Consider the following 13206-nt stretch of genomic DNA (forward strand, 5'->3'; position numbering starts at 1 on the left):
AGGAAAAATTATGACGGATAATAAAGTCGATTTTGGTGGTAGTGAGTTCTCTACTAATCAGCAGCAATCTATCAACGAGCGAAAAATTGACTATTTTGAGTCTTCATTGGGAAGCTCAATCGATAAGCAACAAAGCTTAATGCGCTATATGTCAAGGCAAGATCTTGCCAAGTTACTTTGCTATGCTGATATCTACAATATGACTAGTGGTATTGCTGGTAACATCGTTGAGTGTGGTGTTTATTATGGAAACGGACTCATGACTTTTGCCAAGCTTTGTGCTTCATTAGAACCATATAACTACAACTGTAAAGTCATTGGCTTTGATACATTTGAAGGTAATCAAAGCATTTCTGAAAAAGATCACCTTTCTAAATCTGAGTCAGGATTACATACTTTTGAAGGTGGTTATGAAGCCAATACTTATGACGATCTCAAGCGTTGTATTGAAATTTTCGACATGGATAGACCATTAAATCAATTCCCTAAAGTGGAACTTGTAAAAGGTAATATCTGCCAAACAGCACCAGAATATATCGAAAACAATCAACAAACCTTGGTACGTATTCTAAGTTTAACGATGAATTTATACGAGCCAACGAAAGCGGCCCTTAAAGCTTTCTTACCAAGAATGTCTAAAGGCAGTGTCATTATGCCATTTACCCTTAATTCAGATTTATACCCAGGTATGACGTTGTCAATTTTAGACGAGCTGAATATTAAAGATTACCAAGTAAAGACTATGCCTAACTATCCGAATGTTAATTACATTGTTTTGTAATGCAATTGGCTAGCTAGCACCTAAAACTAAAAAAACCTCACTGTTGAGGTCTTTTTTAGTTTTTTGCTTACCGCAATTTACTTTAGCTTATACTGGCTTAGTTGAGCATAGGAAGTAAAGATAGTGACTCTTCAAATAAGCCGACCTGCACGAGATCACAAGGTTTGCCATCTAATAAATAATGGTCTTTTAGTATCCCATCTTTTTGATAACCAGCTTTTAAAAATGCCTTTGTGCTGCCAATATTTGGCTTGTATGCACCCGCACAAAGTTTTCTAAGCTTTAGTGATTCAAAGCCATAACGGCTAATAAGCTCAATCGCTTGCTGGGCGTAGCCTTTGCCCCAACAACTTTTCTCGCCAATAAAAAGACTAACATCGCCGATAAGGTGTACTGGCTTGATACCACCGACTTTTATGTTTCCAATATGACGATCGTTTGCGGCAAGCCTGATTGTAAACAGGTGCTCGTTTGGGTTAGCCATGATGCCGTTAATAAAGTCAATCACTGCGGCTAAATCTTGATGATAGAATCGGGTTTCTAAGTATTGATTAACTTTAGGATCGTTAAGCCAGTCTACGTAGGTCTGGCTCGCGTCATCTATGCTTATTTCTTGAAGATAGATATCTGGTACAGCAGGGCTTGATAGCTTGATAAGTTGTTTGTTGGTCATCGTTTTATTTCTTAGTTTTATTTTCAGTTAATAGACCAGCTTCTTGCCACAAGGTTAAATATTCAAACACTTCTTTTACTGGTAGCTGGAATTTGGTCGCGAGATCAAATACAGACATGTTGTTTTCTAGCTCTCTTGGTAAACAGTTCATCAGCTTGTTCCAGCGGCCATGCAAGGAATTGTAATCAACACCACTGTCTGTGACAGGTGGAATGGATTTATATAAGCCATATGCTGAAAGGCAGACTAAACCTTTAAAGTTACGTTGATAATGACGATTACACTCCAACTGTTCGAGGACTTCTAGCGTTGCATCAACTGTGTCTGATAAAGCAGATTCGTCGAGTTTATCTGGTGTGTCTAAATCAGTGTGATATTCGGGGAAGGGCCAACGTGTTAGTGAAATTGTCGGTATATTAAATGGCGGTGCTTCGAATACGGTTTCATCATTACCGTAAATAGTGCGAAACCCTCCTTGCTCAAATTCACCGTATCGCTCTTGCATCGCAAATGCTGCTGCTTGGTCTAACTCTGCTGTACCTGTGTAACTATTTTGAAGCCTCAAGCTCGCTTTATTACCTACAGATTTAAGCAGAATGCACCCCTTGATGTGTTGACGTTCAATGTCAGTTAATTGATTTAGCCAAAACATGGGTCCTTGCAATTCCGGAGCAATTATTACTCGGTAGCTGTATTTACGAGAGCCTTTCTTCTGCAAAGCCTGTATTACTCTAATGGCTACGGCGCACCCAGAGATATCATCATTGGCTTGGTATGGATGGCAATTATGTCCGTTGATAATAATGGTATCTTCCGTTTCTCCAGCCAAATGAAAGTCTAAAACTTTCATCGTACTTGGGGTCGATTGGGTCGCTAATTCGACTCGGTAACGGCCTTCTTTCAATGTTTTACGAAGACTGTCAGGTAGACAAATTACCCAGTCAAGCTCAAGTGGACGATAGAGGTTTTGCCAGTGATAGGGAATTGCTTCAGGTTTTTGCGGGTCGCTAACAAGGTGCTGTTGAAGCTCTGCTAATGTTAACTCGCCACTAAATGATGGCGATAGTGTGCCCACACCTAGGGGGGATAATGCTGCATCATAAACAAGTTGACCATCTTTGAAAATTCTAGCATCAGTAACTCGCCAAGCATGGGGAATATGCCAACCATTCAGGCTTTGGCCAGACTGATATTCGTGAATAGTAAAATCTAGCTCGCTTAAATACTGCTCTAAGGCGCTATCGTTCCCCTTCCCCGTGATAGAGTAGGCAAAGGGGAATAGCTTTTTCACGATTGACGTGACGTTGTGTTTGTTATTATTCACGGTTAGTCCTTAAAGCCATCGGCGGTTAGCTGCACTTGATATTGCATCGCTTGGTCTAATATTGAAGCTGGTGTAAATAATCGCATACCTTCTCGAAGTTGCTGATAGGTCGTTTGCTCAAGCTCAGTGATGCTGACAAAGCCCCCCACCGCTGAAACGACAACTTCATTGTTGAGCTTCCTGACAATCACACCTGCAGCAAAAGGGTGCATGGGAGGATGTGCTAAATCAATAGCCTTTATCGATTTGATGCGCAGTTCTTGCTGATTAACAAAGGTCGCAGCACCAGCGTATGGCGAGCTAAACGCTCGACAAAAACTAATAATATCATCTCGATGCCATTGCCAATTGATATAGGCTTGTTTATCTGTTCTCAGTCGAGGTAAATATACGCGATCTTGATTAACGGTTTGATATGGTTTGGGCGTAAATTCAGTGCCACTGGTAAACCTATCGGCAATCAGTGCGATAAATATTAAGCCTTGCTCAATATTTTCGATAAAGTAGTCATCTGGTGTTGTCGCGCTTTCTGAAATATAAAATTTGTGCTCTGCGACAATATCGCCTTGATCTACCTCTGTTGTAATGGCTTGGAAAACACAGCCCCCTTCACGATTTTGGTTGAGAATTTGCCAAGTGTAGTGAGCTCCGCCCAAGTAATGGGGGATTGGTATTGGATTGATGTTAAACATTCCGAAGCGAAAAGCTTTGATTATATGTTGCTCAAAAATCCATGCTGGTCCAAAGCATAGAGCTGCAGAGTCTTCTGGGATTAGCCCTGAAAGTTGGCTAGAGTTAAGCTGATTAATATCTGCGATAAGTTCACATTTAATTCCGTTTTCGCTAAAGGAATCAACTAAGGTCTTCGGCTGTTTTACGAGTTGTTCATTGCAGTGTCGCGGCGCTATAACAGCAAAAACCTCGAAGCCTTTTTGCTGAAAGATTAAAGCGCTTTCAGCCATTAAGTCACCACCGCCAATCAATACGATGCTCTGTATGCCGTTAAAGTGAATATTTGCTGACATGCTAAACCTGTTTAAACGCTAAGTTATAGTTTGTTAGATAATTTTTTGCTCTAATCGGGTTGCTGTCGGAAAAGTTAAAAAGGCTACCACAGCCAAGCGCACTAACATTGGTTTCAACAAATGCTTGCTTAAGGTGCTGGTAGTCACCGGAACCACTGCAACCGATAACTGGCACTTTACTCAGCGCCATTACTTGCGTTAATAGTGGAATATTGAAACCCGCCATCATGCCGTCGTGCTCAATAGATTGGATCATAAATTCACCTGTGCCTGCTTGCTGACATCTATTAATATGTTCACTTAACCTAATAGACTCGGCTTCCTGACCACAATGAGAATATAAAGTGTGCTCATTTCCTTGTTGCTTAACATCAATACTGGTTATTACTGCTTGGCTACCGAATTTATTGGCGATTTGTGTAATAAGTTCAGGCGTGGAGTATGCCGCGCTGTTAACAATGATTTTGTCAGCGCCTTGATTGATTAAGTATGCGGCATCGTCAAAGCTGTTGATACCGCCACCAACAGCCAGTGGCATAAAGCTCACTTTGGCAATTTCAGGGATAAGCGTTGCTAGTTGTTCAACACTTCGGTTTTCTCTTGCGATATTGAGCAGAACTAACTCATCAGTGTACTGAGAATTGTATACACTAGCACTTTTAACCGGGTCACCAACATCACGCCATGTATCAAATTGGGTTGTTTTAACTAACCTGTCATCAAGTAGCAACATGAGTGGAATGATACGTTTTTTAAGCATTCGAAACCTTTCTATATCTATGCTAGACAGCGATATTAGTAACTTGTTGGTCTATGGTATGAGCGCTCTCGCTAGGTTGCCAAACGCCATCCCACTCGCAAAAGTTCTCAAGTAACTGCATGCCATTTTTCTGGCTTTTTTCAGGGTGAAACTGTACGCCAACAACATTGCCTTTCGCCACGATGCAAACCAATGGCTCACCGTAATCAGTTATTGCTAATATATTTTCACTGCTATCACATGCCATGTGATAACTATGGACAAAATAAAAGTCTCGACAGTCTTTTATATTCTCAAAAATGGGATGTTGTTGCGTGAACTTAGCTTCATTCCAGCCGACATGAGGCACGGGCAGTTCAGTAATTTCATTAATCGGTTTAACTTGTGCTGAAATGATCTCTAATCCAGTTGACAGCCCACCCTCGAGGCTATTAGTAGCCAATAGCTGCATACCTAAGCAAATGCCAAGCGTTGGGTTGCCTGAAGCAATAAAATCTTTTATTGCTCCGGTAAACCCTAGTGTTTCAAGTTGCTGGCTAACAGCGCTAAAGTTACCAACGCCAGGCATAATGAAGTGAGTAATGTCTGCAAGTTGGCTTGGCTCTGTGACCAAAATAGGATCATAGCCATTTTCATAAACAGCATTAAAGACAGATTGAATATTGCCCAAGCCTATATCGAGAATTCCAATCATGGTTTCTATTCAACTTTTGCTTTATAAATAATGCCCTGATCTTGCTCGTCTTCGCGATACCATCGATCAAAGTCATGGGTTTTGGGCGCGTATTCCATATTGTCAAAGTCAGGCTTAAACGGCGGCACAACGGTCTTGGCAACAATGTGATTAAACTGATCTTCGCTGATGCCCAAATATTCTAGGAAAAGCGTTAGTGACGGAGGTTTTCTTCCTTCATATTCGGCCACTAATTTGTCGCCGTATTCCTTGCTTATACGTTCGTTTCGCAGGTCTAGTGCGACCATTTGACTCACTCGGCTGTAGCCTCGCTTAAGGTATTTGATGTAATCACGCATACCTTGCATTGAGCACTCTATTTTCTCGTAAGAGTATTCGTCCCAAGGCATTCCCTCCACTTGATCGCCACGCCAGCCGAGCTCTTCTTGAATAATTTTTGTGTTTGCTTTCACATCCCAGGGAATGAAAGAGCCTAAGCAAACTGATTGATATTTGAGGCGCTTTAGGTCACGTAGCGGTGGGTAGGTGTAAGGCGATAATTCACGCGGATCGCATTGGTAGTCGTCTTTGATCATACCGTACATGTCTTCAGCCGTAATCCCTAAATTGATAAAGCGATTAAAGCGAGTTTCGTCGACGCATTCGATTTCTTCATCTTCGTAGTCGTAGTAAGCCGTGTACTCTGAAGAAGGTTCGCCCCAGAAGATAAGTGGTACTTGGTATTTCAGCGCAATATGCATCGGGTATGCGAAAATGCCCGTATGACAATGCCAGCAAAAGTCTCCTTTGCGTACTAAAGTTTCCAGCATGAGGCGTTTAACTAGCTTCCAATTTGGCGTAAAAGAAATAACGTCAACACCCAACTTTTTAAAGGTTCGACGGTTGTTCTCCATTAAAGTGTCGCGCATAAAGCCGTGATTAAACTGCACCACGAGAGGTCTAACTTTAAACTTCTTCACCAAGTACCACAAAGTGTAAGTCGAATCTTTGCCGCCAGAGAAAGGCACAATACAATCATACTCATATTTCCCTCTGTGCTTTTCGACTAATTCCGCGAGCATTTGAGCGCGCTTTTCCCAGTTGATTTTCTCATCCTTGTAGTCTTTTTGACGACAAATATTACACACGCCATTCTCGTCAAACTCTATGGTTTCATAGGTTTCAGGCAGGTTACAGGCGGTACATTTTTGCATAGTGTTTTCCAAGTCTGTTTGGTGGATAACAAATTCGCAGGGTTCAAGTTTCAGCTAACTCGGTTCATTTAGAATGGCTTACAAAGCGAATTAGTTAAGCCGGTTTAGCTCTACTGAGCAGGGCCGTTGACGAATTTGTTGTCTATATAAGTGTGATATTTATGTATTGTTTTTACAGCAGAGAAACCTCTTGCCGTTAAATTGCAACTTCTACAGTTCTTGCTGCGGCGAGCTTTGAAAGTTTAATTTCACAGCTTCAATTTCAACGTTTAATTCAAAATTCGTTCCACAAAGAAAGCTTCTGCTTTGGCAAAACCGTGGGTAGCTCCGCGCAATGTCGCGAGGGCTTCAATACACTCAAAGCTTCTACTATGAGGAAATTGTCTCATTTCCTTTTGATAGCAGTGCAGGGCGCGTTCTTTTTGTGGCCAATAATCACTGATGTTATTTATGTATTGAGGTGTGAAACTGGGGAGCGATGGTGAGTTCCATTCAGTGCTAGAAAGAACTTCAAACGAAAAAATACTTTTCACACCGTGCCCTGATTGCGGGCGACAAGCGGTCATTACGGCTTGATGACAAATACGGTGATCAATGTTTAAGTCGTGAGCGAAATGTGTATAAACGATTTGTGGTTTGAGTTGTTCAATAATAGGCTCGATAAAGTGAATCACACTCAATAGTGGTACAGTATCTAATTGGTTATCCGGAAAGTCTGCTTGGTGAATAGCGCTAACATTAAGTACTTTCATTGATTGTGCCGCGGCATCGCGTCTGGCAACAATTACTGACTCATCGACCTTGTCGACCCGAGAAGATACCCCATCAGTCAAAAAAATGACTTCAACTTTATCGCCATTAGCGGTGTGCTTGGCTATTGTGCCTGCACAACCCAATACCTCATCATCAGCGTGCGCGGCAACCACGAGTACAGTGTTTTCTTCTAGGCTTGAATTAGCTAGCAGTTTAGTCATGTTGAATTAACTCCCAGTCTACGGCTGTACCAGGCTCAATATCTTGCGTTGCTCGCATACCAATTATTTGGTCTAAATATTTCGGCGCTAAACCATAACCGGGTCGAATTCTACGTACATCTGAAGGCGTAATTTTCTGGCCTTTGGCAATCTCATTAACAAAATAAAGTGAACGGCGAAACTTCATACTTGCTTGTTCAACGGGTTTACGCTCATAACCCGCAGCGCCAATAGACTGATGGGCCGCGGTTGTTTCTTCCACTAAACGAACCAATTCGTCGGGCTCAATAGAAAATTCGGAGTCAGGACCGTTTTGCGTACGATCTAGAATGAAGTGTTTTTCGATTAAACAGGCGCCTAATGCAACAGCACTAACCGAGGCTACCGTGCCTAATGTGTGATCTGAGAGACCGGAAAGGACATTAAATCGCTTTGCGATATCGTTAATCGTGGCCAAATTTGCTTGCTCATATGGCGCAGGGTAGGCGCTAATACAATGCAGTACAACTAGTTCGTGACAGCCATTATCACGCGCTGTAGCAATGGCTTCTGCGATTTCTTGTTCGTTAGCCATCCCCGTTGAGATGATCATCGGCTTGCCTGTTTGTGCGACCCGCTTTATTAGAGGTAAATCGGTGACTTCAAATGACGCTATTTTGTAGGCTGGCGTATTTAGGCTTTCAAGCAAATCAACGGCTGTTTCATCAAATGGGGTTGAAAAAATAGTAATGCCGACTTCTTGAGCTTTGTTAAACAGTGCTTGATGCCATTCAAAAGGGGTGTGAGCCCATTCATATAAATCGTAAAGTTTATAGCCATCCCAAAGACCCCCTTCAATCTGAAAGTCTGGTTTGTCGCAGTCAATCGTCATCGTATCTGGTGTGTATGACTGTATTTTTATGGCGTCAGCACCGCAATGAGCAGCTTGCTCTATTGTTGCTAATGCGCTCGCCAGATCACCGTTATGGTTAGCAGAAAGCTCAGCAATAATATAGGGTTTGTGTTTTGGGCCAATCTTTCGGCCTGCGATTTCTATTTCACTGTTGGTCATTAGTAATCAGTAATTAGTAATTTTTAATTTTTGGGTAAGCCATGGCTACTTGGTTGAAGCTAGCGTTTTGGGGCTAAACGTTACCGTTGCGCTAAGCTGCTCTCCATCGAGCTTAGCTTGGCTAAAGGTTAATTGATAGTTGCCATGCTCAATAAAAGCACTTGGGTAACCATCAGCGTCTAGCATCCTTATTAAATCGTATATTTTATCGAGCGTTTGTTCACCATTGATATGGCTTTGCTCAGGTGTACGTCGCTTAAACTCGGTAACTTCACCTTGCTGAGGTATTGGTTTAGGTTCATTTTTGACAATATTGGTAATCATTTCAAACGTTAACTGAGCGCTACGTTGAAAAATTTCAGTAGCACTACCTTTGAGAGACAACGGTTGTTTGGCGTAAATGGGGCCAGCATCAAACGTTTCTGTCATTTGTAGCGCGCTCAACATGGTATCTTGATGTCCGCGACTTATTAAATTTTGTAGCGGGCTGCCACCACGGCCATAAGGTAAATCAGTCATGTGAAATGCCACGCAATTAAATTGGCTAATGATTGATTGTGGCACCAACCAGCTCCAATGTGGAAAGAAAATATACTTTGGTTTTATCGCCTCAAGATACGCGACGGTTAATTGTTTCGGCTCCGAAATTAAATGCCAGTTACCAGGCAGTGTTGCTTGATGTTGGTGAAACTGGGCGATGTTCCAAGGCTTAATCGTTGCAACGATATAATTAGTCATCTTTGTGAATCTCAAGTCTGAATTTCTGGCCGTTGTAGTAAAAAAATGCCGGATAGTTTTGGTTATCAACTGTTCTTAGTAATGGCATTAACTCATTTAGTGACAACCTTGGATCAAGCTCACTATCAAGGGGGGTTCTTCTAGGGTAGAAGCTCTCTTTACCTTGCTGTGGAGTGGGGCTTAGTTGTTCATACTGATCAACAAACCTAAGTGCCAGCCTAACGGATATCTCTCCTTGCATTGCTCGCCATTCTCGACAAAGCTCGTTGCCTGTCAATACAATGTTTTCTTGTAGCCATATATCACCACTATCAACTTCGGTGCTCGCTTCAATCAAAGAGACAGGAATGATATGTTGGCCGGCAATGATTTGCCAAGCCATCGGTGCAAATCCTTTACCTTGTGGTAAAGCACTTTCATGCACAACGAGGTTATATTTATTGCGAGCTAGTACATCTTCAATTACTAGCTGTGTGCACCCTAATAAAAAGCAAACATCACCCTTAGGAATATCGGCCTGATTACGATAAAGTGCCGCGGTTATGCCTCGTGCAATGAGTTCGTCCACTAGTTGTTCGGCATATACAAGGATCCAAGAGTTGTTATCTACTAATACGCTCACTTTATTGAACACGGCTAAATACCTTATCTACAATTCTTTGACAGCCTTGCCCATCACAGACTTTAAGGCTGTTGTTTATCATCGATTCTAACTCGCTAACATGCGTTTGTATGCTGGGCAGCAGCTCAGTCACAACATGAGTGAGCTGATTTTTCTGGTAGCTAAGGCATACATTTTCACTTGTTAAAGCCGCAGCAATATCATTTTGGTTGCTCGCCTGCACAATCAATATTGTCGGCAAACCAACGGCACATCGCTCCCACGAGGTTGTGCCGGCGGCACCAATGGCTATATCTGCTGATAACATCAACTCACTAATATTACTGGGTGCTATATGTAAGGTCATTTCATCATGCAGCTGACAAAACTCCATAACTTGCGCTATATGTTTAGCGCTTGTACCTATGATGACATCAATCAATCGGAAATTAGATGTTTTACCAAGCAAAGTTAGTGCCTGCAGTGTCAGGTTATCGGGATCAGTACCACCAAACATGATCAGGAGTCGAGTAGCTCCCTGCTGAATATGCAGGCGCTCTTTTCTCTGTGTGTAAATTTCTTGCTTGCTTACCCCTTTTGAGTACACAAGGTTGAATTCGTCCCTTAGCATGGCATAGTCAGTACCAAGCAATGTTTGGCTATGTGCTGGCGTTAGCTTTTTATAGCGAGATACTGGGCATAAAAATGTCTGATCTATCAGAAAGTCACACTCATGAGCTCTGTCAGCTATATCGTCAATGACAACTATTTTTCTGGTGATATTTCGAACTTGCTGGTGCCACCTAGCATCGATTCCATAATGGTCGGTAATGATAAAATCGAACCTTGACGAGACACTAATACAATCTGATAGTTTTTTGTTTAATAGTTGGTTTTTTGCCAATGCAATAAACTCTTTGACATCATTTTCTTGAGTTTCGCCGAGCCATTCACTGTGTGCTAATTTTTCAGAGCTTTTTTTCGTTGATGCTCCATTTGACCGAGAGGTTGGTGCCGCCATCTGAACTAGATCAAACCCTGCATCCAATACGAGTTGGCTGATATTGCCTTCAGCCTGTCGGCAGAAAAAGTAGATATTTGCCCTCAGAGTTTTTTTGATGGCATTAGCTAATGTCAAGCACCGCATGATGTGACCTGTGCCAATAACCGTCGAAGAATCGGCTCGTATCGCAATATTAATCATTGAGGCAAACCTGTGCTTGACTATCTAACTTTAAACAGCGGTTCAAGTGGTTCGCATTGCAACTGTTCAATCACCGTTCGATTGTTTATTGCTGTATTTAGTATCGGTAGTACTTCTTCGTAGCAAGCCAGCAGGGTGGCGATATCTTCATTTGTGTGTGAATAACTTATATTGTGCGAGCCAAACGTTAAAATTCCTCGAGCGAGCATTTCCTGCATATATAGGGTTTTTATTTCAAAACTCGAATAGCCATTGCAATCTATTAGTTGTAGAAATGACCATGAGGGGTGCCCTGCCGTACTGGCAAACTGTTGGCAGTTATATTTAACAATTAGCTTGTCTAATTCAGTTAATAAGTATTGCCCTGTGCGCGCAAGTTGATCTGGTATATTGAGGTTATCAACTTTATCAAGTACCACTTTAGCAGCAGCTAATGACGCGGTTTCACCACCAAATGTGCCAGAGAAAAACACGTCTTCCATTAAGTCCATAATCTCTGCTTTACCAACAATAGCAGACAATGGAAAGCCATTAGCTAAGCCTTTTCCAAAGGTGGCGAGATCGGGTGTTATACCAAACAATTCCTGCGCACCGCCCTTAGCAAACCTACAGCCAGTTATGGTTTCATCAAACACGAATACGATATCATTAGCCTTGGCTAGAGTTTGCACTTCTGATAAATAACCGTCTTTAGGGTATTCAACGTTCATTGGCTCCATGATAATTGCAGCGATCTGTCCATGATATTGCTTTACTAAGCTTTTGAGTGCATCAATATCGTTAAATGGAAAACTTTTCGTTAATGCTTGAGTGGCTTCAGGTACGCCCAAATTTCGAGCCGTAGAACCAATATACCAATCCTGCCAGCCGTGATAACCACAAACCAACACCATGTCTTTACCTGTGAAGGCACGGGCTAGTCTAATTGCTGCCGAGGTCGCATCTGAGCCATTTTTCCCAAAACGCACTTTTTCTGCACATGGGATAAGTTCGACAAGCTTTTCTGCTACTTCAACTTCCAACTTGTGTGGTAATGAAAAGCTCACACCCGTTTGAATTTGTTGATAAACTGCTTGGGTAACATCTTCATCAGCATAGCCGAGTGACACACACAGCAGGCCATTCATAAAGTCGATATATTCGTTGCCGTCGATATCCCAAACTCTCGCACCTTCACCTTTTTCTAGGTAAAGAGGTGCCGCACCTACTGGGAATTGTGTTTTACTTTTGCTAAAGGTTTGCGATCCAAGCGGAATGGTTTGCTCGGCTCTTTTTAACCATTGCTCAGATGATGGATATTGTCTGGTCATAGTAAATTAATGCTTATTTTCTTGTGATTTAAGGGCGACACTTTGCTCTTGCTCAATTGATTTTAAGTACCCTTCATTACGAATAATACCTTGATTAATCTTTGCTAGTTCAGGTTGTTCCACCAATAGTTGGTAGATTTGTTCGCTGTCAAAATATTGTCCTTGTTGCCCTAGTGTCTGATAAATTTTTTCAATCAAGATGAAGTCACTTGGTTCATCAACCGTTAAGCGATAATGCGAGTAGTCAATTGTTGATGAGTAGTTGCCTTTTTTCTGTGCCAGAATGTTGCGAATAAAAGGAGTGACGTGTTCTAGCTCAGAGGGCTTTTCTGCTCTCTCCTTAGCTGTGATGAGTTGAACCATATTAAATACTTCAACATCAAATCCGTCAGGAAAAGTGGCAGGTTCAACATTTGAGGTGTAGTCATTGCCTTGTTCGATATGCATTTCAATAACTTGATCAATTATTTTTGCATCAGCTAGAGGACAGTCACCGGTTAATCGAACGATGATATCTGCTTGATAGTGCTTGGCTGCTTGGTAAAAGCGGTCAAGCACATTGTTTAAGCTGCCTGTGTAGCATGAAATGTCTAGCTGCTGACAAAGCCTGACGATAGCCTGATCTTCTTTGTTGTCAGAGGTTGCTACAACTAATTGATTGATGTGTTGGCAATTTGCAAGACGTTGAAGATGATGGGCAAGCATAGGCTTGCCAAGGATAGGCTTTAGCACTTTACCAGGGAGGCGGCTCGAACTTATTCGGGCTTGCAAAATAGCAACAACCTTTGGCTTGCTATTTATCGGAGAGGTTTCGGTTTGCATTTACTTACCTATTTTTCTATTAGGGGCGTTCTATCAAGGTCGTTTTATCAATGTTG

General features: G+C 42.0%; 14 protein-coding genes. 1 reads left to right on the forward strand and 13 read right to left on the reverse strand.

Translation table 11 applies throughout. The annotated features are described in order from the left end of the window. Nucleotides 1-10 precede the first annotated feature (10 nt). Nucleotides 11-781: a TylF/MycF/NovP-related O-methyltransferase gene (locus DXX92_RS05235; RefSeq protein WP_115999483.1), complete on the forward strand. Its 771-nt coding sequence runs from the start codon at nt 11-13 to the stop codon at nt 779-781. A gap of 97 nt (nt 782-878) precedes the next feature. Here the strand turns inward: DXX92_RS05235 and DXX92_RS05240 are convergent, their stop codons facing one another. The 13 genes from DXX92_RS05240 to DXX92_RS05300 all read right to left on the reverse strand — a co-directional run bounded on the left by DXX92_RS05240 (nt 879) and on the right by DXX92_RS05300 (nt 13150). Beyond that, entirely contained in the window at nt 879-1454 is a 576-nt protein-coding gene (locus DXX92_RS05240; protein WP_115999484.1) for a GNAT family N-acetyltransferase, read from the reverse strand. Nucleotides 1455-1458: 4 nt separating this feature from the next. Beyond that, nucleotides 1459-2778, reverse strand: a complete 1320-nt coding sequence (locus DXX92_RS05245) for a DUF4910 domain-containing protein (protein WP_115999485.1) — start codon at nt 2776-2778, stop codon at nt 1459-1461. A 2-nt stretch (nt 2779-2780) separates the two neighbouring features. Next, nucleotides 2781-3803 carry a formyltransferase family protein gene (locus tag DXX92_RS05250; protein ID WP_115999486.1) on the reverse strand — a complete coding sequence of 341 codons (1023 nt, stop codon included), beginning with the start codon at nt 3801-3803 and terminating at the stop codon, nt 2781-2783. A 1-nt stretch (nt 3804) separates the two neighbouring features. Next, on the reverse strand, nt 3805-4563 hold the full coding sequence (gene hisF / locus DXX92_RS05255; RefSeq protein WP_115999487.1) for an imidazole glycerol phosphate synthase subunit HisF: 759 nt from the start codon (nt 4561-4563) through the stop codon (nt 3805-3807). A 22-nt stretch (nt 4564-4585) separates the two neighbouring features. Then, on the reverse strand, nt 4586-5257 hold the full coding sequence (gene hisH, locus DXX92_RS05260; RefSeq protein WP_115999488.1) for an imidazole glycerol phosphate synthase subunit HisH: 672 nt from the start codon (nt 5255-5257) through the stop codon (nt 4586-4588). A 5-nt stretch (nt 5258-5262) separates the two neighbouring features. Then, a complete protein-coding gene (locus tag DXX92_RS05265) occupies nt 5263-6450 on the reverse strand; it encodes an N-acetyl sugar amidotransferase (RefSeq protein WP_115999489.1) in 1188 nt (395 codons plus the stop codon). A 269-nt stretch (nt 6451-6719) separates the two neighbouring features. Beyond that, a complete protein-coding gene (locus tag DXX92_RS05270; RefSeq protein ID WP_115999490.1) occupies nt 6720-7424 on the reverse strand; it encodes a PIG-L deacetylase family protein in 705 nt (234 codons plus the stop codon). Further along, on the reverse strand, nt 7417-8475 hold the full coding sequence (pseI, locus tag DXX92_RS05275) for a pseudaminic acid synthase (RefSeq protein WP_115999491.1): 1059 nt from the start codon (nt 8473-8475) through the stop codon (nt 7417-7419). The genes DXX92_RS05270 and pseI overlap by 8 nt, the downstream gene beginning before the upstream one ends. A 45-nt stretch (nt 8476-8520) precedes the next feature. After that, the gene (locus DXX92_RS05280; protein ID WP_115999492.1) at nt 8521-9213 is read right to left on the reverse strand and encodes a methionyl-tRNA formyltransferase; all 693 of its coding nucleotides are present in this window, start codon (nt 9211-9213) and stop codon (nt 8521-8523) included. Further along, nucleotides 9206-9847: a formyltransferase family protein gene (locus tag DXX92_RS05285; protein WP_115999493.1), complete on the reverse strand. Its 642-nt coding sequence runs from the start codon at nt 9845-9847 to the stop codon at nt 9206-9208. Before DXX92_RS05285 ends, DXX92_RS05280 begins: the two co-directional genes overlap by 8 nt. After that, a complete protein-coding gene (gene pseG / locus DXX92_RS05290) occupies nt 9837-11018 on the reverse strand; it encodes a UDP-2,4-diacetamido-2,4,6-trideoxy-beta-L-altropyranose hydrolase (protein WP_115999494.1) in 1182 nt (393 codons plus the stop codon). Before pseG ends, DXX92_RS05285 begins: the two co-directional genes overlap by 11 nt. A gap of 20 nt (nt 11019-11038) precedes the next feature. Next, entirely contained in the window at nt 11039-12328 is a 1290-nt protein-coding gene (locus tag DXX92_RS05295; RefSeq protein WP_115999495.1) for an aminotransferase class III-fold pyridoxal phosphate-dependent enzyme, read from the reverse strand. 6 nt (nt 12329-12334) lie between these two features. Beyond that, on the reverse strand, nt 12335-13150 hold the full coding sequence (locus DXX92_RS05300) for a cytidylyltransferase domain-containing protein (RefSeq protein WP_115999496.1): 816 nt from the start codon (nt 13148-13150) through the stop codon (nt 12335-12337). Nucleotides 13151-13206 lie beyond the last annotated feature (56 nt).

This window comes from Thalassotalea euphylliae, from assembly GCF_003390395.1.
Lineage (GTDB): Bacteria > Pseudomonadota > Gammaproteobacteria > Enterobacterales > Alteromonadaceae > Thalassotalea_F > Thalassotalea_F euphylliae_C.